Below are 21260 nucleotides of genomic sequence, written 5' to 3'. Positions count from 1 at the left end.
TGGGCTCCGTGGACGGAGGTCTCGGGGCGGCTCACAGCTCGCCCATCCGCCGGATGACGGGCGCCACGCGCTGCACGCCGTGCCGGTAGGCGCCGCGCGCCGCCCGGCGCACGATCTGCCGGACCGGTCCCGGGTCCTTGTCGGCGGCGGGCGCGCCGGGCAGCGGGGTGCCGTCCGGGCCGAGGTGGTGGCGGGCGAGGATCCCGGGCAGATAGCCGGGCGCGGTGACGGGGGTGTAGTACGGGGTCAGCGGCGGCAGACCGCCGGGCCGGGCGAGAAGCTCGGCGATGCGGTCGCGGGCCGCGTCGAAGGCCGAGTCGTAGGAGCCGTCCGCCGCGACGCCCTGCCGGGAGACCCACTCCTCGTCGGGCGCGGGCCGGTGCCCGGCGTCGAGCTGGTCCCAGGAGGCGAGGCAGCCGGAGCCCACGAAGTGGTGGTTGCCGAGCGACTCGCGGATGCCGAGGTCGCTCAGCACGACCGTGGGGATACGGCGGTGCAGCGACTCCAGGGCGGCCGTGGAGCTGACCGTCACCAGCAGGTCGGTGCGGTCGAGGACCTCGCCCATGTTCCCGTACACCAAACGGAAGTTGGCGGGCGGATCGAGGGGCTGCACCAGCTTCTGGTACGGCAGCTCCTCGATGTGGGTGGTGTGTTCGCCCGGCCTGGAGCGCAGTTTCAGCAGCACCTCGCGCTCGGGGTGCCTGCGGGCGTGCCGCACCAGCCGGTTCAGCAGGTACGTACGGTCCTTGCGGTTCTCCGGGACGGAGGGCTGGGCGGCGAAGACGACGGTGTAGGGCCTGCGCCCTTGCTGCGCAGAGGGGTCGTTTTCACCGTCGTACGGCGCACCGCCGAGGAAGGGCAGGGCCACCTCGGTGACCGCGCAGGCGTCGGCGCCGACCCCTTCGTAGACGGCCCGGAAACGGTCCGCGTCCTGGCGGGAGTTGGCGAGGACCAGGTCCGCGCCGTGCCGCAGCAGCAGGCCGTCGGCGAGCTTCTCGTAGACGACACCGACGTAGCCGGTGACGACGACGGGCCGCTCGGTGCGGTTCTCCCAGACGCGTCCCAGGCCGTGCAGCATCGCCTGCACACCGCCGCCGACCAGGGAGAGGACCAGGACGTCGTATGACCCCTCGGCCATGGCGCGCAGGAACTCGACGGCGGTGACCTCCCGCAGTGAGTCGGCGCGCAAGCCCACTTCCTCCAGCTGGCGCGGTGTGGGCGTGGCCCGGCCGCGCAACAGGAATCCGTCGAGGAGGGGGCCGGCTTGCGCGCCCTCGCTCGGTGCGGCTTCCATGGACGGTCGCGGGGCGATGCGGTCCGCGGTCAGCGCACCCCATTTCCATCGGGTGTCGGAGTCCGCGAGGACCGCGATTCGCGGGCGCTTCGGTGTACTTACTGGCACGCCGAAGACGCTAGGAAGCGAATGCTAGGTATGGCGGAACCGCGACTCAACGAAAAGTTAACAACAGCCCACCGAGAGCCGAACTGGCCTGCTGGAAGGCGGGAAGTACACGGGGTGCACCGTTCTGACACATGGAGTTCACCCGGTGTACTTTCATCGGAAAGTTCCGCTGCCGGGCGGCCTCCTAACGTTTTGCGGGTGCCTAAGCTTTCCGTGATCGTGCCGTTCTACAACGTGCAGCAATATGCCCCGGACACCCTCAGAAGCCTTCGGTTGAACGCTGACCGCGATTTCGAGTTCATCCTGGTCGACGACCATTCCAAGGACGAAACTCCGGCCATTCTCGAACGAGCGGCCGAGGACCTTTCGGATGTCGCCCAGGTGCGGTACATCCGCCACGAGCAGAACGGCGGTCTCGCCACCGCGCGCAACACCGGCCTGGACGCGGCGCAGGGCGAGTACCTGACGTTCCTGGACGGCGACGACTGGCTGGCTCCCGGCTACCTCACCGAACTGGTGTCCGCGATGGACGACTTGGGGTGCGACTTCGTGCGCACCGACCATGTCCAGGCCACCGCGCGCGCCCGTTCCGTGCACCGGGTCCCGGTCGGACGGCGCTGGGAGGCCTTCGACCCGCGGGAGGCGATCCTCCCGGCCCACCGCTCCACGTCGGTGGACTACGCCTACGCATGGGCCGGCGCGTACCACCGCCGTCTCGTCGACAAGGGCGTGCTCCACTTCACCGACGGGCTGCGCACGGCCGAGGACCGGCCGTGGATCTGGAAGCTGCACCGCGAGGCGGAGTCGTTCGCCGTGGTGAGCCTGCTGGGCGTGTTCTACCGGCGCGGAGTGGCCTCGTCCCTGACGCAGATCGGCGATGTCCGCCAGCTCGACTTCATCCGCGCCTTCGACCAGGTGATCGAGGAGACGGCCGCGGACCGCGACGCCGACCGGCTGCTGCCCAAGGCGGTGCGGACGTATTGCGCGATCATCGCCCACCACCTCTCCAACGAAGACAGGTTCGAACCGGCCGTGGCCAGGCAGCTGCGGTCGATGAGCGCGGCGGCCATCAAGCGCATGCCGCAGGACGCACTCGCCGACGCACTGGAGGCCATGGACATGGACCGTTCGTCCAAGCTGCGGCGGCTGCGGCGCCGGGTCACCACGACGGGAGCGGCCGCCTGATGCCCGGGACCACTCAGATCTTCTGCGCCTCGACGCTGTACGGCGTCGCCACCCTGGCCGCCGCGATCGACTCCGACCTCTTCGAGGAGCCGGACCGCCGGGTGCTGCTGGTGTTCAACAACACCGCCACCCCGGAGACGTCTACGGCCCTCGACGAGATGCCGGGCTTCGCCCCGCTGCGCGAGCACTTCGACGAGGTGCTGTCCTGGAACGAGGCCATCCGCCCCTTCCACCCCGGGGCCTGGACGCCGCGCGCCGACGACATCCCCCTCTTCGAGCGCTACCTGCGGCTGCTGTGGGGCCTCGGCGACGACCGGGTGAGCCTGGTGCTGGAGTCCATCCAGGTGACGCCCGCCCTGACGGTGGCCCAGCTGTTCACCGACGCCCCCATCGACGTCTACGCCGACGGGCTGATGAGCTACGGCCCCACCCGCAACAAGCTCGACCCGCTGGTCGGCACGCGCGTACGGCGGCTGCTGCACCTCGATCTGGTGCCGGGACTCACGCCGATGCTGCTCACCGAGTTCGGCGTGCCGGCGCACCTGGTGCCGACGCCCGCGTTCCTGAAGGTGCTCGGCGAGGTCGCCGAGACCGTGCCCGAACTGCCCGCCCTGCCCGATGAGTCGGCGCTGCTGCTCGGCCAGTACCTGTCCGCGCTGAACATCCTCTCCCCCGAGGAGGAAGAGGACCTGCACGTGCGGATGATGCGGGGCGCCGTAGCCCGCGGCCACCGCACGGTCGTCTTCAAACCGCACCCGAGCGCACCTGCCCGCTACAGCCGCGCTCTGGAGACGGAGGCCGAGCAGCTCGGCGTGGACCTCACGGTCCTGGACGCACCGGTGCTCGCTGAGGTGCTGTTCGACCGGGCCCGGCCCGCCCTGGTCGTCGGCTGCTTCTCCACCGCCCTGTTCACGGCCTCCGCGTTCTACGACCTGCCGGCCGCGCGCATCGGAACCGAGCTGCTCCTGGAACGGCTGACGCCGTATCAGAACAGCAACCGGGTTCCGACCACCCTGGCGGACGCGCTGCTGCCCGACCTGGAGAGCGGCGAGGACGGTGACGTGCTGCCGGCCGAGCGGCTGACCGCCCTCCTCACGGCCCTCGGGTTCACCATGCAGCCGCAGATCTACCCGGATCTGCGCCCGCAGGCCGAGCAGTTCCTCGCCCGGCATCTCGGCCCGCGCACCCGGCGCTACTTCAAGAAGCGCCGTCTCACCGCGCTCGGGCTGCCCGGCGGTATTCCGCAGCGGCTGGCGTTCCTGCCGCGCAACTCCACGGCACGCCGGGTGGTCCGGCGGGCCCGGGCGCTGCGCAAGGCGGTACGCCGCTGAGCCGGTCCCGCTGGGCGGCCCGCCCGGGCGACATCCAGATGAATCCATGGGGACCGGCAGGCGAAGCCTGTCGCCATCGAACGTAATTCCGTCAACTCTCGTCCTAGGGTGTCAGGCGCCCGCCCACAGGCGGCTCAGGCAAAGGACATACGAGCCACAGAGGTTTCCAGCGTGACCGAGACGGCCGTCAGCCCCCGCAAGCCCCAGCCCGGTGTCGCCGTGCTGGTCGAACCACCGGGCGCCACGACCGTCCCACGGCGCAGAAGGGACTCCGCCGGGCGGCTGCGCGCCCTCGACGGACTGCGGCTGGTGGCCGCGCTGATGGTGGCGCTGTACCACTACGGCGGACGCGGCGGTGAGGTCGCCCAGGCCTGGGGCACCTCGCCCAAGGACCAGTTCCCGACCCTGCACTCGCTGTTCGCCTACGGCTGCCTCGGTGTGCAGGTCTTCTTCGTGATCAGCGGGTTCGTCATCTGCATGAGCGGCTGGGGCCGTCCCCTGAAGTCGTTCTTCGCCTCCCGCGCCTCCCGGCTGCTGCCCGCCTACTGGGTGGCGGTCCTCATCGTCACGGCGGTGTTCGCGCTGCCGATGGTGGCCTACAAGGCGGTCTCGCCCAGCGACGCCCTCGTCAACCTGACCATGCTGCAGATGCCGCTGGGCGTCGACCGGGTGCTCGGCGTGTGCTGGACCCTGTGGGCGGAGGTCCGCTTCTACGCCCTGTTCGCCCTGTGCGTCGTCCTGCCCGGGGCGAACCGCCGCCGGGTGATCATGTTCTGCGCGGGCTGGACGCTGGCGGCGGTGATCGCCGAGAACGCGAACATGCCGCTGCTCGACATCGTCCTGATGCCCGAGTACGCGCCCTTCTTCATCGGCGGCGTCGGCCTCTACCTCGTGCACCGCGACCGGCGGGACGTCTACGGGTGGTCCATCGTGGCCGTCAGCTGGCTGATCGGCCAGCACTTCGCGGTGCGGGGGCTGTGGCACGCGCCCGACCCGGAGGCCTTCTCCTACCGCTCCTCGTTCGGGATCATCGCCGTCGTGACGTTCGGCTTCGTGGCGGTCGCCGCGATCGCGCTGGGCCTGCTCAACCGGGTGAACTGGCGGTGGCTGACGGTCGCGGGCGCGCTGACGTACCCCTTCTACCTGGTCCACGAGCACCTCGGCTGGGTGGTGATCCACGCCCTGCACCGCGGTCTGGGGCTGGCGTCCGGGGTGACCTTCGCGCTGACGGTGGCGTCAATGCTGCTGCTGGCGTGGTTGCTGAACAAGTATGTGGAGAAGCCGCTGACGCCCCTGCTGCGGGCGGCCCTGACGAAGGTCCGCTGACCCTGTTCACGGGACGTTCAACCGGCCGTCGATCGGGGCAACGCTCAGAGAGAAGGCTCGCCTCATGACCCACGCACAAGCGACCGACACGCACCCCGGCGAGCTCGCCGACGTCCCGGGCTGGTTCCCGCCGCTGGACCAGATGCTGTTCACCTGGTTCCTCGAACAGCAGAAGAAGGCCGGCACAAAGGGCGACCTGCTGGAACTCGGCGTCTACATGGGCAAGAGCGCGATCCTCCTCGGCCACCACCTCCAGGACGGCGAGCACTTCACCGTCTGCGACCTGTTCGAGGGCGACGCCCCGGACGGGGCCAACCAGGCGGAGGCGGCCAAGTCGTACGCCTCGCTCACCCAGCAGGCGTTCGAGCGGAACTACCTCTCCTTCCACGACACCCTGCCGACGGTCATCACCGGCCCCAGCTCCCTGGTGCCGGAGAAGGTGGCCGCCGGCACCTGCCGCTTCATCCACATCGACGCCTCGCACCTGTACGAGCACGTGCACGGCGACATCGGCGCGGCCCACGACATCCTGCTGCCCGAGGGCATCGTGGTCCTCGACGACTTCCGGTCCGAGCACACCCCGGGTGTCTCGGTCGCCGCCTGGGAGGCCGTCCTCAATCGCGGTCTGAACCCGGTCTGTCTCAGCACGCAGAAGCTGTACGCCACCTGGGGCGATCCCGAGCCGCTCCAGGAGGAACTGCTGGAGATGCTGCGGCAGCGCTCCGACGTAGGGCTGAGCATGCAGGAGGCGGCCGGGCACCGGCTGATCCGGGCCCGCTCCCGCGGCATGAAGCCGCCGTCCTTCCCGCCCTCACGGCACTACGTGGAGCCCGTGGCCACGCCGGCCCCCGCCCCCCAGGTCGCCGAGTCGCGTGCGGCGCGCCCGGCCCGGCCCGCTCCGTCCCGGGCCCGCCGGCTCGCCAAGGACCTGCTGCCACCCGTGGTCACCCGGGCCGTACGGCGGGCCCGCGCGAAACGGTCCTGATGCGCCGGACCCCGTCATGAGACCCCGTAGCGCGCCCCGATCCCCCCGATCACGAGGGCCAGTCCCTCCTCGAAGTGCCGGTCGTAGTCCCCGAAGATCTCCGCGCCCGCCTGAGCCGACAAGGGAAAGTCGGCCATCAGGCGGGCGCGTTCGTCCATGTCGTAGCCCTCGCGGCGCTCGCCCGGCAGCGGCTGGACGCCCTGCTCCTCGGTGACGAAGCCCAGCGTGTACAGGTACGTCGTGGTGAGCGCGCGGGCCGCCTGGGCGAGGGTGAAACCGGCGGCCGTGAACAGGCGGAGGTTGTCCTCCATCTGCCCGGCGTGCTCGATGCCGGTGAAGCGTGAGCCGCTGAACACCTTCGCGCCGTCCCGGTAGCCGAGCAGCGCCGCGCGCAGCCCTCGGTTGGTCCTCAGCAGTCGCTCCTGCCAGGTGTCGGCGGGGTCGAGGGCGGTACCGGCGACCATCCGGCGGAACATCTCCGTCGCCATCTCGTCGAGCAGTGCCTGCTTGTCCTTGAAGTGCCAGTAGAGGGCGGGCGCCTTCACGTCCAGTTCCCGGGCGATGGCACGCAGGGTCAGGCCGTCCAGGCCCGTCTCGTTCAGCAGCCGCAGCGCGGTGCCCGCGACCCGTCGGCGGTCCAGGGGCTCACGTCGTTCCGTACTCACACTTGACAACTTAACACCGTTAAGGCGACTCTCGTGAAGCGAAGCTACTTAACAGCGTTAAGGAGAGGGTGGCCGATGGACAGGGACACGGACGTGCTCGTGGTGGGCGCGGGCCCGACAGGTCTGGCACTCGGCATCGATCTCGCCCGGCGGGGCGTGGCCGCGCTGGTCGTCGAGCGGGCGGAGGCATTGTTCCCCGGCTCGCGCGGCAAGGGGATCCAGCCGCGCACGATGGAGGTCTTCGACGACCTGGGCGTGCTCGACGCGATCCGCGCGGCGGGCGGCACCTACCCGGTGGGGATGATCTGGCAGGACGGCAGACGGGCGGGCGAGCACCGGATGTTCGACGCGGCCGAGCCGAGCGAGGACGCGCCGTACACCGAGCCGTGGATGGTGCCGCAGTGGCGCACGCAGCGGATCCTGCGGGCGCGGCTGGAGGAACTGGGCGGGGAGGTGGCCTTCGGCCGGGAAGTCGTCGGGCTGGCGCAGGACCAGGGCGGTGTGCGCGCGGAGTTCGCCTCGGGCGAGGTCCTCACCGCCCGCTACGCCGTGGCGGCGGACGGCGGCCGCTCAACCGTGCGCAGGCTGCTCGGCATCGGTATGACCGGCGAGACCGTCGACCCGAACCCGACGCTGGTGGCGGACGTCCGGATCAGCGGCCTGGACCGGGACAACTGGCACGTCTTCCCACCCGGTGAGGGCGGCGGCTTCCTCGCGATCTGCCCGCTGGCCGGCACCGAGGACTTCCAGCTGGTCGCGCAGTTCCCGGACGGGACGGCACCGGACCTCTCCCTGGAGGGCATCCGGAAGGTCGTCGCCACCCGCTCGCACCTCGCGCCCGAGTGCCTGACGGAGTTGCGCTGGGCCTCGGACTTCCGCCCCCGGGCGGCCCTCGCGGACCGCTTCCGCTCCGGGCGGCTCTTCCTGGCCGGCGACGCGGCGCACGTGCACTCCCCTGCCGGCGGCCAGGGCCTCAACACCAGCGTCCAGGACGCCTACAACCTGGGCTGGAAGCTGGGCGCAGTGCTGCGTGGCGGCGCGGACGCGGCCCTGCTCGACTCCTACGAGGAGGAGCGGCGGCCCATAGCCGCGGACGTGCTCGGGCTGTCCACCCGTGTGCACCGGGGCGAGACCCGGCGCGGCGAGGCGACCCGGCAACTCGGCCTCGGCTACCGGCAGTCGTCCACCCGCGAGACCCGGACCGGCCCGGGCCCGCTCCGGGCGGGCGACCGCGCACCCGACGGAACGGTGGCCGGCGTCCGGCTCTTCGACGCGTTCCGCGGCCCGCACTGGACGCTGCTGGCCTTGGGCGGCGCACAGGCACCGGATCCCGGCGGGCGGATCCGGGTCGTCCAGGGCCCCGCACCCCGCACGTACGGGCCCGGCCTGTACCTCGTCCGCCCCGACGGCTATGTCGGCTGGGCGGCGGACACGGCGGCCGGACTCCCGGACTACCTGGCCCGCTTCGGCCGGTGCTAGGGGGCTTGCCCTACGGACCCGCCAGCGACAGTTTCACCGCGAAGCCCAGGAACAGCGCGCCCGCCGCCGAAGTCGCCCCCGCCGACAGGCGCCTGCGGCGGCGGAAGGCGGCGGCCAGCCTGGTGCCGCCGAATATCAGCGCGCTGAGGTAGAGCACGCTGGCGAGCTGGGCGAGGACGCCGAGGACGACGAAGGACAGGGCGGGATAGGCGTACCCCGGATCCACGAACTGCACGAAGAAGGCGACGAAGAAGAGGATCGCCTTCGGGTTGAACAGGCTGACGACGAAGGCACGGCGGAAGGGCCGCTCCTCGGCGGGCTCGGGCACCCCGTCACCGGCGGTCCGCTCCCCCCGCGTCCGCCACATGCCCCAGGCGGCCCGCAGCATGCCGAGGGCCAGCCAGGTCAGATATCCGGCCCCCGCGTACTTGACGATGGCGAACAGCACGGCGTTCGCCTGGAGCAGCGAGGCGACTCCGGCCGCGGAGAGCGTCATCAACACCGTGTCCCCGCACCAGACTCCGGCAGCGCCGCTGTATCCGGCACGCACGCCACGGCGGGCGGCCACGGACAGTACGTACAGCGAGTTGGGGCCGGGCAGCAGGACGATCAGCACGAGGCCCGCCAGGTAGGTGGGCAGATCAACGACACCGAACATGCGAATGAGTGTGGCACGCGGGTCTGACACCCCCGCCCCGGCGATCGGTCAGAAGACGTCGGACGGGACGTACGCCCCCCACACCTCACGCAGCGCGGTGCAGACCTCGCCGACGGTCGCCCGGGCCCGCAGGGCCTCCTTCATCGGGTAGAGGACGTTGTCCTCGCCCCCGGCGGCCTTCTTCAGCGCGGCCAGGGCCGCGTCCACGGCCGGCTGGTCGCGCTCGGCGCGCAGCCGGGCCAGGCGTTCGGCCTGCCGGGCCTCGATGGCGGGGTCGACGCGCAGCGGCTCGTACGGCTCTTCCTCGTCGAGCCGGAAGCGGTTGACGCCGACGACGACGCGTTCGCCGGAGTCGGTCTCCTGGGCGATGCGGTAGGCGTTGCGTTCGATCTCGTTCTTCTGGAAGCCGCGTTCGATGGCGTCGACGGCACCGCCCAGTTCCTCGACCTTGGCCATCAGCTCCATGGCAGCGGCCTCGATGTCGTCGGTCATCTTCTCGATGACGTAGGACCCGGCGAACGGATCGACGGTCGCCGTCACGTCCGTTTCGTGGGCGAGGACCTGCTGGGTGCGCAGGGCGAGACGGGCGGATCTGTCGGTGGGCAGGGCGATGGCCTCGTCGAAGGAGTTGGTGTGCAGGGACTGCGTGCCGCCAAGCACCGCGGCCAGACCCTGCACAGCGACCCGGACGAGGTTCACCTCCGGCTGCTGCGCCGTCAGCTGCACCCCTGCCGTCTGGGTGTGGAAGCGCAGCATCAGCGACTTGGGGTCCCGCGCGCCGAACTCCTCGCGCATCACCCGGGCCCAGATCCGGCGGGCGGCACGGAACTTGGCGACCTCCTCCAGGAGCGTCGTGCGGGCCACGAAGAAGAACGACAGCCTCGGGGCGAAGTCGTCCACGTCCATGCCCGCCGCGACAGCGGTGCGGACGTACTCGATGCCGTCGGCGAGGGTGAAGGCGATCTCCTGCGCGGGCGAGGCTCCCGCCTCGGCCATGTGGTAGCCGGAGATCGAGATGGTGTTCCACTTCGGGATCTCGGCCCGGCAGTACCGGAAGATGTCCGCGATCAGCCGCAGCGAGGGCTTGGGCGGGAAGATGTAGGTGCCCCGGGCGATGTACTCCTTCAGGACGTCGTTCTGGATCGTGCCCGTCAGCTGCTCCGCGCCGACCCCCTGCTCCTCGGCGACCAGCTGGTACATCAGCAGCAGCAGGGCCGCGGGGGCGTTGATCGTCATCGACGTCGAGACCTGGTCCAGCGGGATCCCGCCGAACAGCACCCGCATGTCCTCGACCGAGTCGATGGCGACCCCCACCTTGCCGACCTCGCCGTGCGCGATCGGGGCGTCGGAGTCGTGGCCCATCTGGGTGGGCAGGTCGAAGGCGACCGACAGACCCGTGGTGCCGTTGGCGATCAGCTGCCGGTAGCGGGCGTTGGACTCCGCGGCCGTACCGAAACCGGCGTACTGGCGCATCGTCCAGGGACGGCCGGTGTACATCGACGGATACACACCACGGGTGTACGGGTACGCCCCCGGCTCCCCCAGCTTCTCCGCCGGATCCCAGCCCTGGAGGGACTGCGGCCCGTAGACCGGCTCGATGGGCAGTCCGGACTCCGACTCACGCGCCATGGTGGGTTGCCTCCCGCAGAGCAGTGACCTCGCTCACCACCATGCCCCCTGGTTCGCGACGGGTCACGCCCGGGGAAGCATCTCAGGTGACATCCGGGCACGCCGGTGAGACGAGCGGGGGGCCGTGTGCGTACTACGGGCATGGGGAGAGCGTTCGTGGCGGGACTCGCCGTGGTGGCCGCGCTGACCGGCTGCACGGTGCAGGCCCCCGACGACGAGGGGAAGCGCCGCTCGCCGGTGCACATCGAGCTGCCCGGCGCCACCCCGTCCCCGGACCGCACGCCCGCCGGTGGCGGCGACGAGCCGGACCCGGCGTCGCCGTCGGACGACGACAAGCCCGGTGCGGCTCCCGCCCCGCCCCGCGTGCTGTGGTCCCGCGGCGACACCGGCCGGGACGTCCGGGAGCTCCAGGCCCGGCTGCGGCAGGTCGCCTGGCTGTTCGACGGGCCGACCGGCACGTACGACGAACCGACGCAGCGGGCGGTGAGCGGGTTCCAGGGCAAGCGGGGACTGCCGCGCACCGGGAAGACCGACGCGGTCACCTGGCAGCGGCTGCTGCGCATGACGCGCGAGCCTGGCCGGTGGGAGCTGTTCTTGATGGGCGGCCAGCAGGCCGACCCGCCGGACGCGCGCTGCCGGACCGGCCGGGTGCTCTGCGTCGACAAGACCAGCAGGACGCTGCGCTGGATGGTCGACGGGCGGACCGTGTCGACGATGGCGGTCCGTTTCGGCTCGCAGTACACGCCGACCCGGGAGGGCGTGTTCTCCGTCTACTGGAAGTCCCGCGACCACGTGTCGACGCTCTACGACTCGCCCATGCCCTACGCGATGTTCTTCAGCGGCGGCCAGGCGGTGCATTTCTCGGCGGACTTCGCCGCCCGGGGCTACGCGGGCGCCTCGCACGGCTGCGTCAACGTACGGGACGAGGCGGCGATCGCGGAGCTGTACGCGCAGGTCCGCGACGGCGACAAGGTCGTCGTGTCCTGGTGACGGCGGGGAGGCGAAGTTGGGGCGCGGGCGGGACCGGGGGAACGTGTCCCGCCCGCGCTCAGGTGCACGAGCCGTAGGTACGGGGGGAACCCCGGCTCTGTGCAACGGCCGATGACCAGTCGGCTCACTCATTACTGCGCCGGGGCGGCCGAAAACGTCACACCCTTGGCCAGGAAATTTTCACGGAGTGCGAAACCGCAGGTCACAGCGGTGCGAGAGAGCTCCGGAACCGGCCACGGTCCGCGGCGTCCTCGTCGTCGGCCTTCTTCTCGGCCTGCTTGTCGGCCTTCTTCCCGGCCCGCTTGTCGGCCTTCCGCTCGGCCTTGTCCTGCTTCGGGTCCTGGTTGCGGTCCTGGTCGGGGCCCCGGTCCGCGCCCTCGCCCCGGGGCAGGCCCTTGTCCGCGTGGTCGTCGTTCCCGCGTTCCCCCGAGCGGGAGCCGGCCGAGGACAGGACGCCCTTGCAGTACTTCCACACCCGCAGGCCACCGGCGGCGTCCCGCAGGGCGCGCCTGCGGTCGGGGTCCAGCCGCTTGCCGTCGCGGAGGTCGCGGCAGGCGGAGGTGATCTCCTCGCGGTCGTCCGGGCGGTCCTTGCGGTCGTCCGGCTTCGGGGCGGCGTCGTCGCGCCCCTCGTCCCGGTCCCGCGTACCGGAGGACCCGCCCGCCGAGGAGCCGTTCGGGGTGTCGTCGGGGGTGGAGCCGCCCTGCGCGGCGTCGCTCGGCGAGGGTGACACCAGCGGGCGTTCCGGGTGAGTGACGGCGGCCGAGACGGAGGCGCCGGGGCCGGGCTCGCCGCCGCCGAACGGTGCCCTCAGGGCTCCGGTTCCAGCCGCGAGGGCGACCCCGCCGACCATGCCGACGGCCAGCGCGGCGGCCAGGGCGAGGCGGGCGGGACGGGCCCAGCGGGGCCGCCGGGCGACGACGATGCCGCTGTCGCCAGGGGTTCCGATCCGGACCAGCCCGGCCTCGGCGACCTCGGCCGCGTCCTGCCGGCCGGTGGCCGGGCGGGCCGCGGCCACGTCGGCGCCTTCCGCGCGGACCTTGCGGAAAGCGGCCATCGCCGCGGCTTCGCCGGGGAGTTCATCGCTGGTCAGCGGGGGTGTGGCGGACAGTGCGCCGAGGGTCCTGGCGAGGTGTTCGGCCTGGTCCCGGCCGGCGCCTTCGACGGCTCCGGGTGGCTCTCCGCTCAGCAAACGCTCCGCCGTTTCGCGGTCCAGCCACCTGTACTGCTCGTCGGCCATCACACATCCTTCTGCGTCCGCGCAACGCTATGCGTCACACCTGCGGACGTCACCGCACCGCCGCGCGGTTCTCGCTGGGGCGGCAGGGCGTCGAGCACCCCGGCCGATTCCGGATCGGCCTGCGGGTCGTCGCCGAGCAGTTCGGCGAGCCGCTTCAGACCCCGGTGCGCCGCCGTGCGGACCGCGCCCGGGCGCTTGCCGAGCGTCTCGGCGGCGGTCTTCGCGTCGAGCCCCACCACCACGCGCAGCACGACCGCCTCGGCCTGGTCCTGCGGCAGCCGGGAGATCAGGGAGAACGCGCCGTCGGTGGCGAGCGCCTCCATGGCCTCGCCTGCGGTGTCCGACTCGGCGGCCCGGCCGGTCAGCTCGGTCTCGTCACCGCCGATCGCGGGCCGGCGCCCGCGCATGCGTATGTGGTCCAGCGCGCGGTTGCGGGCGATCCGGGCGGCCCAGCCGCGGAACCGGTCCGCGTCACCGGTGAACCGCTCCAGATCGCGGGCTATCTGAAGCCACGCCTCGGACGCCACGTCCTCGGCGTCGGGGTCGCCGACCAGCGTCCGTACGTACCCGAGCAGCCGCGGATGCACCGTGCGGTAGACAGTCCGGAACGCGTTTTCGTCTCCGTCCTGTGCCGCGCGCACCGCAGCGGTCAGCTCCGCGTCGTCCCCCAGCACCGCGCGCCCTTCTGCGCCTCAACCGGCGCCGCTTTCGCGGACCGGGTTCTCGCCGTTGTGGTTGCTCAATTGGTGGTTGCGGTTACAAGCCCGCAGGTGGTTGCGGTGGTCTTGCCGCCTTCGCGTTGGCGCGAATGGCACGTTACGACCTGAAACCACTCCCCGTCCATGTCCGTCCGAGATGCAACTAAGCCGTGACGCCGCGGGGTGTGACAGAAAACGCACACCGGGCGCTGTAGGAAGTACGGGCCGCCGCGCGGCCCGTGCCGCGCGACGGCCGGGGCCTCTCCTGTGGGGGGTGGCGGCCTCGGCCGTTGCCATGGCGGGTGCCGGCGGATACGCCCACTCGGCCCGGCGGTTCCGGCCGGCGTTCGCGCAATCCCTTACCGCTGACGGTCGTTGGGCTGGGAGCGCTTGTCCTCGCTCCGGTTCTTGCCCGCGCCGTTGTCCGGCCCTTTGCCCGCGCCGTTGTCCGCGGCGGGTGTGCCGTCGTCCTTGGCGGGTGTGCCGCCGTCCTTGGCGGGGTCGCCGTTCCCGGAGCCACCGCTCACGCCCCGCTGCTCGGCCGGTTGCCCGGCGCAGTACGCCGTGACGTTCCTCTCACCGCCCGCGGCGGCCACCAGACGCTGCCAGGCCGTCGCCTCCATGGCCTTGCCGCGCTCCCCGGCCCGCTCGTAGGCGCGGCAGTGGGCCTCGGTGTCCTGGGCGGGGGCCGGCCGGTCCGGGTGGGCGGGGGCCGAGCCGGTGCCGGTGCCGGGGCTGTGGCTTTGACGGGGAGGCTTCCCGGCAGGGTCGCGCGGGGCGCTGCTCGGGGCGGGCGGGCGCTCGGGGGCGTCCTTCGTGCCCTCCCCGGGCGATCCGGCCACGCCGATCGCCGCCACGGCGACACCGCCCAGCGTGAGGCTGGCGAGCAGCACGGACAACGTCGTCTTCAGGGACCGCCCCAGGTGGCGCCGTTCCCGGGCACGCCAGTCGTCCCGGCGTCGGGTGCGCGTCCGCAGGGCACCGGCGTCCCGGGCGGCCCGGAAGGCGGCCACGGCCCGCTGCTCGGCCTCCGCGTCGACACCGTCCCGGATGAGGGAGGCGACGATCAGCGCCTCCACGTCGGAGTCGAGGAGGGCGTGACGGGAACCACGGCCGGAACGCCCGCCGTCGCTCTGCCGTTCACCCATGTCCGTTTCCGTTCCTGCTCGATCCGATCGTTCCGTCCGCTCCACCGGCGTCGGCCGGCCCGCCGCGCCCCAGTACGTCCCGCCGGTCCGCCCTGTTCAGGGCGCCGGGTCCGCGGGAGCCGCCCGCACCGTGAGCGAAACCGCCGGTTCCGCTCACGTCGACTCCCCCAGCGTCCGGGGAGCCTCATCCGTCACACTCGCCGCGCCCAGCTGCCCGGCGAGGCGTTTCAGGCCCCGGTGGGCGGCCGTGCGTACCGCGCCGGGCCGCTTGCCCAGCACCCGTGCGGCCGCCGGGCCGTCGAGGCCGACCACCACCCGCAGCAGCACGGCCTCGGCCTGGTCGGGCGGCAGCCCCCGGACCAGCTCCAGGGCGCGCTCGGTGGAGATGGCCTCCAGCGCCTGGTCGTGCGTGCTCTGCGGCCCGGGCAGGTCCAGGACGTCCTGCTCCAGCGCGGAGGGCCGGGGCCGTACCCGCTGCCGGCGCAAGTGGTCCAGCGCCCGGTGCCGGGCGATGGTCGCCGTCCAGCCGCGGAAGCCGGCCCCGTCGCCCCGGAACCGCCCGAGGTCCCGGGCGATCTCCAGCCAGGCGTCGGACGCCACGTCCTCCGCGTCGTCCCCGACCAGGCCGCGCAGATAGCCGAGCAGTCCGGGCTGCACGAACCGGTAGGCGACCGCGAAGGCCGCCTCGTCACCCTGCTGGGCCCGCGCGACGGCCGCGCCCAGTTCCCCGTCGTACGCCTGCCCGCGCCGGGGTTCCGCTCCGTGACCCAAGTACCGTCCTCGTCCGTGCCGAGTGCGCGCCCTCCCACCGTGATCAGCGCCGGCCCGCGCGGAAGTGTCACAGCGCGTCAGGCCGCCGGGTGCCGACGACCGTTCGGGTCAACCCTGCCCGCCGTCCTCGGGAGCCCGGCCCCGCGGGGGTTTCGGCCAAGTGACGTACCGGGGAGCTCTGCTCGCGATGCCACCGCCCACGAAAGGCGAGCGCCGTATGACACCCCGCCTCCTGCGCACCGCCGTCGCCACCGCCCTGGCCCTCGGTGCCCTCGGTCTGACCCAGCCCGCCCGGGCCGCCTCCTCGGACGGTGTGCACACCGTCCGGGTGCCGGACGGCGACCCCCACGAACGGTCCCTCGCCCCGCGCACCACCGAGCCGTTCAGCCTGATCGGCGTCACCTGGGACGACCCGGAGGCGGCCCTGGACGGCACCGCCCAGGTGCGCACCCGCTCCCGGGAGAGCGGCGCGTGGAGCGCGTGGCGCCCCCTGGAGACCGACGTCCGAACGCCCGAGGCCGGCCTCGACCGGGACCGGGCCGGTGTGCGGGGCAGCACCCAGCCGCTGTGGACCGGGCCCTCGGACGGCGTCCAGGTGCGCGTCTCGGGCTCGCGCCTGCCGGCGGGGCTGCGCGTCGAACTGGTCGACCCCGAGGCCGGGCCGGACGCCGTGCACACCGAGGCCGTCGAGCCGGACGTCGTCGGGCCGGCCGCCGGTTCGCTCTCGGCCGAGCGCCCCGTCGTCACGTCGCGCTCCGCCTGGGGCGCCGACGAGTCCCTGGTGAAGGACCCGCCCACGTACACCGGCGACACCAAGGCGATGTTCGTCCACCACACGGCGGGCACCAACGACTACGCCTGCTCCGAGTCGGCGTCGATCGTGCGCGGCGTGTTCCTCTACCACGTGCAGAGCAACGGCTGGAACGACATCGGCTACCACTTCCTCGTCGACAAGTGCGGCACCGTCTTCGAGGGCCGTGCGGGCGGCATCGACAAGCCCGTCCTGGGCGCGCACGCCTACGGGTTCAACACCGCCACCAGCAGCGTCTCGGTGCTCGGCGACTACTCCACGGCGGCCACCAACGCCGCGGTGCGCGAGTCGGTCGCGAAGGTCGCGGCGTGGAAGCTCGGCCTCTACGGCATCGACCCGACCGGGACGGTCGTCCTGACCTCCGGTGCCGACAACGGCAAGTACAAGCTGGGGCAGAAGGCCACCTTCCACCGCATCTCCGGGCATCGCGACGGCTACCCGACCGAGTGTCCCGGGCAGCACCTCTACGACGACCTGCCCGAGATCCGCACCCTGGCCGCGAACGCCGGCAAGCCGGCGGCCGAGCCCGCTTCGCAGCCGCCGGGGCTCCTGGACGAGGACGAGGACGAGGACGAAGGCGAGAACGACGACGCGGACGCGGGCGTACTCGGGCGGTGACGCTACGGCCGGGGCCCGGTGCTCACCGCGTCCCGGCACAGCAGCCGCAGCGATCCATGGCCGGCGTAGCAGCGGCGGGCCTCGTCGATGGGATCCCACAGGCGCCCCTCGGGGGTGCGGATCCAGTGGTCGCCGCCGGTCGCCCACCACTCGGCGCCGGTCTGACGCACTATCACCTCACCCGCGTAGGCGCCGAAGCCGCGCAGTACCTGCTGGACGGCGGCGTCGGGTGCTCCTTCCCGCCGTATCGCCTCGATCATCCGGTCGATGCTCCACAGACTCTGTGCCGAGTAGTCGAGGTGCAGCCGTGCCCCCTCGCGCATCGTCGCCACTGTGTCCGCCGCCCATCGCAGCGGCTTGGCAGCCGCCGATGGCCTGGTCTCCGCTTGAGTCGTCACATCCCGGAAAGCGTTGTGGCGAAGCGTTTCGTCACCCGGAATCGGCGGCTTCCCCGAAGCGGCGCAGGACCACCCCAGCTCGCTCAAGGGACAGTCACAGGACTCTTCCAGGAAGCGGGGTTTAGGACCCTCGGGCTCCCGGCGGCCCTCTGCCTCAGCCCTGTTGCCGGCTCCGGCGGGACACCACCGCGCGCAGCACCCGCCGCCCCTCGATCGACACCTCCAGCGCCCGGCGCAGCCCGGCCGGGCCGTGACCGGCCAGGACCTCCAGGACGGTGATCTGGCGGCGCAGTTCGGCGGCGACGAGCGGGGACATGCCGTCCGTACGGCCCTCGCGGCGGGAGTCGACGGACGAGGCCTCGTCCTCGGCGGTGTCCAGGAGCCGGTGGATCTGCAGGGATGCGACGGAGCAGGCGTCGGCCCACACCCGCACTCCGGCGGCGGACCGATCGGCGGGAGCGGCCTCGAGCATCCGGTGGGCGAGCACGGCCGCCCGGTCCCCGGCGCCGGCCGCGTCCAGCTTGCCGCGGGCCTGCTCCAGCCGCTCGCCCCAGTCACCGGCCTCGGCGCCGTCACTGAGGCTCGCCCACACCGGCCGCAGGAGCTCGTCGTCGCCGCCCAGCAGGGGCACGCACCGGTCCAAACAAGCCAGCCCGCTCGCGGCCAGCCCGCGTTCGTCGGCCTGTGCGATCAACTCCACCAGGCTCATCCACGCCTCCCTCCGCGGGCCTTCTCAGGGGCCCGACCAGGCCGCTACCGACCCTCGCCCCTCACGGAACCCGCACTTCCCCTTACTGCGCGCAACGCCCCCGGAGTGTCACAGGGGCACCACGCCCAGTCTGTCCAGGAAGCGGAACAACAAGTTTTCGGCCAGGGGATCGGGGTCTGACGTCAGTACGTCCACCAGCGCGCCGGCGTTCACTTCGCACCCGGCCTCGGCGGCCCAGCGCACGGCGCGCTCGGCGGCGTCGCCGGGTTCCAGGAAGTAGTCCTCCAGCGTGAGGCCCTCCCGGTCCGCCCCCACATACCCGGCCATCGCGGAACGCGCGAGGCAGGTCGTCCACGCCCCGCTCTGCGGAGCCGCGGCCTCCAGCACCACGCACTCGCTGTTCATGACGTACCCGAAGAGCGCGGGCGCCCCGGTCTCCCGGGCGAGGGCGTTCATGTTCCCGATGTCGCCGTCGCTGCTCGGGTACTCCCACACCTGCCATCCGCCCGGCGCCGAGGCGCGCCGCGTCGCACCGTCCCCGGCCCCCGCGAGCGCGTCCAGCTCCGGCAGCGGCCGCTCCCCCCGGCCCACGACGAAGTATCCCCAGTAGCCCATGTCCCGGTTCCCCCCGGCATATTCGATTCCACTCGCGTCAGAAGACCACCACAGCCGTACGGGAGTTCGCAGCCGTATGCGCCAATTCGTGCCGGTCAGCCGAGCCTGTCCGCCAGCGCCCGGAACTCCGTCCAGGACAGCTCGGGCTTGTCGGGGTCCCACAGCTTCTGGACGGTCGCCCGCAGCGGCATCCGGATCCCGGCCGCCACCTGGTCTTCCGTCTGGGAGCCGGCGAGGTCGCACCACACCGCGAAGGACCCGCCGAGGATCTGGCCGTCGTAGCGCGCCGGCACGGCCGCGGTGCCGCGCAGCACCCGTGGCGTCCACTGCTCGTAGATCCGCTGGCCCGTCGGGTAGACGAACGTCTGCGGCTCGCCGAGCACGTAGTACAGGAACTCGTCGTTGTAGTTGATCACCTTGCGGCCGGCCTGCAGGTACTCCAGGGGCGGCCGGGCGCCGATCTCCTTGCCGGTCCAGTAGGCGACCTGGATGTCCTTCGCGGCCTGGACGGAGGTGCCGCGGAAGAAGCCGTCGTTCCAGGCGCGCGGGACGCGCTGGTGCCTGCGGACGGTGTCGGCCCGGTCGTTGAGCCAGCCGGTCGTGAGGTCGGCGACCGTCGCACCGGAGCCGTACTTCTCCCGGGCGGCGGCGGCCAGCTGCGGGAACGACGCCTCCGGGTTCGACCGGGTCAGCGCCTGGTACTCGTCGCCGCCCAGGTGCCACGGCCCGCCGGGGAAGAGGTCCGCGTACTCGTTGAGCAGATCGTCGACGATCTGAGCGCTCTGGGCCTTGGAGATGTCGATGGCGCCCTGCACCGCCGACCCCTGCGCGGTGCGCAGTTGCAGGTCGGGGTGGGCGTCGAGGACCGCGCCGAGGTGCCCGGGCGAGTCGATCTCGGGCACGATCGTGATGTGCCGGCTCCGCGCGAGGTCGATGATCTTCCGCACCTGCGCCTTGGTGAGATGCTGCCGCGACACGATCTCGGGATGCGAGGAGGACTCGATCCGGAAGCCCTGGTCGTCGGAGAAGTGCAGCCCCAGCTGGTTGAACTTCAGATCGCCCAGTTCCCGGATCCGGTCCTCGATCCAGCCGGCCGTGAAGTTCTTGCGCGCGATGTCCAGCATGAAGCCGCGCTGCGCCTTGGCCGGCTCGTCCTTCACGACCCCCTCGGGCGCCGTGCCGCCGTCGTGCGTCTCCTGCTTGAGCGTGCGGGTGCCGTAGAAGACGCCCGCCTCGGAGGGCCCGGCGATCTCCACCCGCCCGTCGCGCACGGTCATCACGTACGACTCCGGGTTCGCGCCCTTGCCCTCGTTCAGCGCCAGCCGCAGGTCCCCGGCTCGCTTGTCGTCCTTCTCGCCCGCGTACGCCATTCCCAGCTCGCCGGCGACCAGCCGCCCCTCGTCGGCCAGCGCCGGGTCGGCCACGACCACCCGGTTGCCCTTCCCGGGACGCCAGCCCGGGCCCCGCGCCGGCTCGTGGTCACGGACGGCGGGGATGGTCCGGGGCGTCTCGGACAGGGCATAGGAGCGGGTCGGGCTGGGGGTGGGGCCCGCCTCCGGCGCTCTGTCCGGCGGCGCCGCCGCGGTGGCCCCCCGCGAGGCTCCGGCCTCCGAGGCCGTGGACCCGCCGTCGCCGCCCGAGGCCGCCCAGAGCCCGAGACTCACCCCGGCCGCGACCACGACCAGCGCTACGGCCATGGCCACGACCAGCACCTGCCGCTGCTTTCCCTGCTTCGCCGAGATCCGGCGCCTGTGCTGACTCACACCGCCAACCTAAAACCCGGGGCCGCTTGGCGCGCGTCCACCACGCGTTCCGAATCTCTCTCTCCCGGGTGAAATTCAGGCATCCTTCGGACACGTCATGGTCGTACTCGATAGCGTGACGTCACATCTCTCACAACTTGCCCTGCCGACACACGTGACGCCCACGAGGACCCACGCTGCCTGCGCACCGTCTCCCAGACCTCCCCGGCCGGCTCGCCATACCGGTGGAGCACTTCAACGCAGCCTCCGAGGAGGACCTGGAGCAGGCCCTCCTGCCCTGCCTGCGCAGCCACCGCTGGGCCCGGCGTGTCGCCGAGCACCGCCCCTACCCGGACCTGGACTCCCTGCTGGCCGCCGCGGACGAGGCGGCCTACGACCTGGCCTGGCCCGACCTCACGGAAGCGCTGGCGGCCGAGTCCCTGCCCGCGCTGCCGCCGGACACCTACTCCGCGGCCCACACCGCCCTGAGCGCGGCCCACGCCGCCTACGAGGCCCGCTTCGGACACGTGTTCGTCATCTGCCTGGACGGTTTGTCCCCGTCCGAGACCCTGGACCGCCTCCTCGAAGCCATCCGGTCACGATTGACCAACGATCCCGAGGAGGAGCGGGCGGTGACGGCGGACGAACTCCGGCGGCTCGCGAGGCAGCGTCTGCTGCATGCGCTCAGGGGCGCGGGGAAATGCGCGCTCAACCACTGACACCCCGCACCCGGCATCGCGGACAGACCACCCACGGGCCCCGGCCGCACTAGCCCACCAGTACCCCTTTGCGTGCCAGTTTGATCACACCCCGGGACCCGGGCTCAGCCCAGCGACAGCGCATCGCTACGATGCTGGGGG

At 72.3% G+C, this 21260-nt stretch carries 20 protein-coding genes; 8 read left to right on the top strand and 12 right to left on the bottom strand.

The features are described from left to right. Window positions 1–31 precede the first annotated feature (31 nt). Window positions 32–1402, bottom strand: a complete 1371-nt coding sequence (locus tag CEB94_RS25275) for a DUF6716 putative glycosyltransferase (RefSeq protein WP_175434373.1) — start codon at window positions 1400–1402, stop codon at window positions 32–34. 198 nt (window positions 1403–1600) lie between these two features. Here CEB94_RS25275 and CEB94_RS25270 point away from each other — a divergent pair, with 198 nt between their 5' ends. The 4 genes from CEB94_RS25270 to CEB94_RS25255 all read left to right on the top strand — a co-directional run bounded on the left by CEB94_RS25270 (window position 1601) and on the right by CEB94_RS25255 (window position 6229). Beyond that, window positions 1601–2587: a glycosyltransferase family 2 protein gene (locus CEB94_RS25270; protein ID WP_175434372.1), complete on the top strand. Its 987-nt coding sequence runs from the start codon at window positions 1601–1603 to the stop codon at window positions 2585–2587. Next, window positions 2587–3918 carry an alpha-2,8-polysialyltransferase family protein gene (locus CEB94_RS25265; protein WP_175434371.1) on the top strand — a complete coding sequence of 444 codons (1332 nt, stop codon included), beginning with the start codon at window positions 2587–2589 and terminating at the stop codon, window positions 3916–3918. The genes CEB94_RS25270 and CEB94_RS25265 overlap by 1 nt, the downstream gene beginning before the upstream one ends. Window positions 3919–4089: 171 nt before the next feature. Then, complete coding sequence (locus CEB94_RS25260; protein ID WP_175434370.1) at window positions 4090–5244, top strand: acyltransferase family protein; 1155 nt, start codon at window positions 4090–4092, stop codon at window positions 5242–5244. A 64-nt stretch (window positions 5245–5308) separates the two neighbouring features. Next, window positions 5309–6229: a class I SAM-dependent methyltransferase gene (locus CEB94_RS25255; protein ID WP_175434369.1), complete on the top strand. Its 921-nt coding sequence runs from the start codon at window positions 5309–5311 to the stop codon at window positions 6227–6229. A 14-nt stretch (window positions 6230–6243) separates the two neighbouring features. Here CEB94_RS25255 and CEB94_RS25250 read toward each other — a convergent pair whose 3' ends face one another. Then, window positions 6244–6894 (bottom strand): TetR/AcrR family transcriptional regulator, encoded by a 651-nt coding sequence (locus CEB94_RS25250; protein ID WP_175434368.1) that lies wholly within the window; start codon window positions 6892–6894, stop codon window positions 6244–6246. 75 nt (window positions 6895–6969) lie between these two features. Here CEB94_RS25250 and CEB94_RS25245 point away from each other — a divergent pair, with 75 nt between their 5' ends. Then, a complete protein-coding gene (locus CEB94_RS25245) occupies window positions 6970–8373 on the top strand; it encodes an FAD-dependent oxidoreductase (protein WP_175434367.1) in 1404 nt (467 codons plus the stop codon). Between the two features lie 10 nt (window positions 8374–8383). On the opposite strand, the gene leuE is transcribed toward CEB94_RS25245, so the two are convergent. Next, a complete protein-coding gene (gene leuE / locus CEB94_RS25240) occupies window positions 8384–9031 on the bottom strand; it encodes a leucine efflux protein LeuE (protein WP_175434366.1) in 648 nt (215 codons plus the stop codon). Between the two features lie 48 nt (window positions 9032–9079). Then, window positions 9080–10660, bottom strand: coding sequence for an acyl-CoA mutase large subunit family protein (locus CEB94_RS25235; protein ID WP_175434365.1), 1581 nt, complete (start codon window positions 10658–10660; stop codon window positions 9080–9082). 141 nt (window positions 10661–10801) lie between these two features. Here CEB94_RS25235 and CEB94_RS25230 point away from each other — a divergent pair, with 141 nt between their 5' ends. After that, the gene (locus CEB94_RS25230) at window positions 10802–11650 is read left to right on the top strand and encodes a L,D-transpeptidase family protein (protein WP_175434364.1); all 849 of its coding nucleotides are present in this window, start codon (window positions 10802–10804) and stop codon (window positions 11648–11650) included. 202 nt (window positions 11651–11852) lie between these two features. Here the strand turns inward: CEB94_RS25230 and CEB94_RS25225 are convergent, their stop codons facing one another. From CEB94_RS25225 to CEB94_RS25210, 4 genes are all read right to left on the bottom strand, one after another. Then, window positions 11853–12890, bottom strand: coding sequence for a hypothetical protein (locus CEB94_RS25225; RefSeq protein WP_175434363.1), 1038 nt, complete (start codon window positions 12888–12890; stop codon window positions 11853–11855). Beyond that, window positions 12890–13564, bottom strand: coding sequence for an RNA polymerase sigma factor (locus tag CEB94_RS25220; protein WP_175434362.1), 675 nt, complete (start codon window positions 13562–13564; stop codon window positions 12890–12892). The genes CEB94_RS25225 and CEB94_RS25220 overlap by 1 nt, the downstream gene beginning before the upstream one ends. A gap of 383 nt (window positions 13565–13947) precedes the next feature. Next, window positions 13948–14736 (bottom strand): hypothetical protein, encoded by a 789-nt coding sequence (locus CEB94_RS25215; protein ID WP_175434361.1) that lies wholly within the window; start codon window positions 14734–14736, stop codon window positions 13948–13950. A gap of 153 nt (window positions 14737–14889) precedes the next feature. Continuing rightward, window positions 14890–15507, bottom strand: coding sequence for an RNA polymerase sigma factor (locus CEB94_RS25210; RefSeq protein ID WP_175434360.1), 618 nt, complete (start codon window positions 15505–15507; stop codon window positions 14890–14892). A gap of 217 nt (window positions 15508–15724) precedes the next feature. Between CEB94_RS25210 and CEB94_RS25205 the strand changes: the two genes are divergently transcribed. Next, on the top strand, window positions 15725–16936 hold the full coding sequence (locus tag CEB94_RS25205) for an N-acetylmuramoyl-L-alanine amidase (protein WP_175434359.1): 1212 nt from the start codon (window positions 15725–15727) through the stop codon (window positions 16934–16936). Between the two features lie 2 nt (window positions 16937–16938). Here CEB94_RS25205 and CEB94_RS25200 read toward each other — a convergent pair whose 3' ends face one another. From CEB94_RS25200 to CEB94_RS25185, 4 genes are all read right to left on the bottom strand, one after another. Continuing rightward, the gene (locus CEB94_RS25200; RefSeq protein WP_175434358.1) at window positions 16939–17334 is read right to left on the bottom strand and encodes a hypothetical protein; all 396 of its coding nucleotides are present in this window, start codon (window positions 17332–17334) and stop codon (window positions 16939–16941) included. Window positions 17335–17488: 154 nt separating this feature from the next. Next, the gene (locus CEB94_RS25195; RefSeq protein ID WP_175434357.1) at window positions 17489–18043 is read right to left on the bottom strand and encodes a hypothetical protein; all 555 of its coding nucleotides are present in this window, start codon (window positions 18041–18043) and stop codon (window positions 17489–17491) included. Window positions 18044–18151: 108 nt separating this feature from the next. After that, complete coding sequence (locus CEB94_RS25190) at window positions 18152–18658, bottom strand: hypothetical protein (RefSeq protein WP_175434356.1); 507 nt, start codon at window positions 18656–18658, stop codon at window positions 18152–18154. Window positions 18659–18753: 95 nt separating this feature from the next. Beyond that, a complete protein-coding gene (locus CEB94_RS25185) occupies window positions 18754–20355 on the bottom strand; it encodes a beta-N-acetylhexosaminidase (protein WP_175437146.1) in 1602 nt (533 codons plus the stop codon). A 290-nt stretch (window positions 20356–20645) separates the two neighbouring features. Between CEB94_RS25185 and CEB94_RS25180 the strand changes: the two genes are divergently transcribed. Beyond that, window positions 20646–21119 (top strand): 2-oxo-4-hydroxy-4-carboxy-5-ureidoimidazoline decarboxylase, encoded by a 474-nt coding sequence (locus tag CEB94_RS25180; RefSeq protein WP_175434355.1) that lies wholly within the window; start codon window positions 20646–20648, stop codon window positions 21117–21119. Window positions 21120–21260 lie beyond the last annotated feature (141 nt).

The organism is Streptomyces hawaiiensis (assembly GCF_004803895.1).
Taxonomy (GTDB): Bacteria; Actinomycetota; Actinomycetes; order Streptomycetales; family Streptomycetaceae; genus Streptomyces; species Streptomyces hawaiiensis.
This window is presented reverse-complemented; position numbering and strand designations above follow the sequence as displayed.

Excerpts from the sequence above, each read along its gene's own strand:
- CEB94_RS25265 (WP_175434371.1), top strand. The coding sequence starts at position 2,587 with ATGCCCGGGACCACTCAGATCTTCTGCGCCTCGACGCTGTACGGCGTC.
- CEB94_RS25255 (WP_175434369.1), top strand. The coding sequence starts at position 5,309 with ATGACCCACGCACAAGCGACCGACACGCACCCCGGCGAGCTCGCCGAC.
- CEB94_RS25245 (WP_175434367.1), top strand. The coding sequence starts at position 6,970 with ATGGACAGGGACACGGACGTGCTCGTGGTGGGCGCGGGCCCGACAGGT.
- leuE (WP_175434366.1), bottom strand. The coding sequence starts at position 9,031 with ATGTTCGGTGTCGTTGATCTGCCCACCTACCTGGCGGGCCTCGTGCTG.
- CEB94_RS25235 (WP_175434365.1), bottom strand. The coding sequence starts at position 10,660 with ATGGCGCGTGAGTCGGAGTCCGGACTGCCCATCGAGCCGGTCTACGGG.
- CEB94_RS25230 (WP_175434364.1), top strand. The coding sequence starts at position 10,802 with ATGGGGAGAGCGTTCGTGGCGGGACTCGCCGTGGTGGCCGCGCTGACC.
- CEB94_RS25225 (WP_175434363.1), bottom strand. The coding sequence starts at position 12,890 with ATGGCCGACGAGCAGTACAGGTGGCTGGACCGCGAAACGGCGGAGCGT.
- CEB94_RS25215 (WP_175434361.1), bottom strand. The coding sequence starts at position 14,736 with ATGGGTGAACGGCAGAGCGACGGCGGGCGTTCCGGCCGTGGTTCCCGT.
- CEB94_RS25205 (WP_175434359.1), top strand. The coding sequence starts at position 15,725 with ATGACACCCCGCCTCCTGCGCACCGCCGTCGCCACCGCCCTGGCCCTC.
- CEB94_RS25195 (WP_175434357.1), bottom strand. The coding sequence starts at position 18,043 with ATGAGCCTGGTGGAGTTGATCGCACAGGCCGACGAACGCGGGCTGGCC.
- CEB94_RS25190 (WP_175434356.1), bottom strand. The coding sequence starts at position 18,658 with ATGGGCTACTGGGGATACTTCGTCGTGGGCCGGGGGGAGCGGCCGCTG.
- CEB94_RS25185 (WP_175437146.1), bottom strand. The coding sequence starts at position 20,355 with ATGGCCGTAGCGCTGGTCGTGGTCGCGGCCGGGGTGAGTCTCGGGCTC.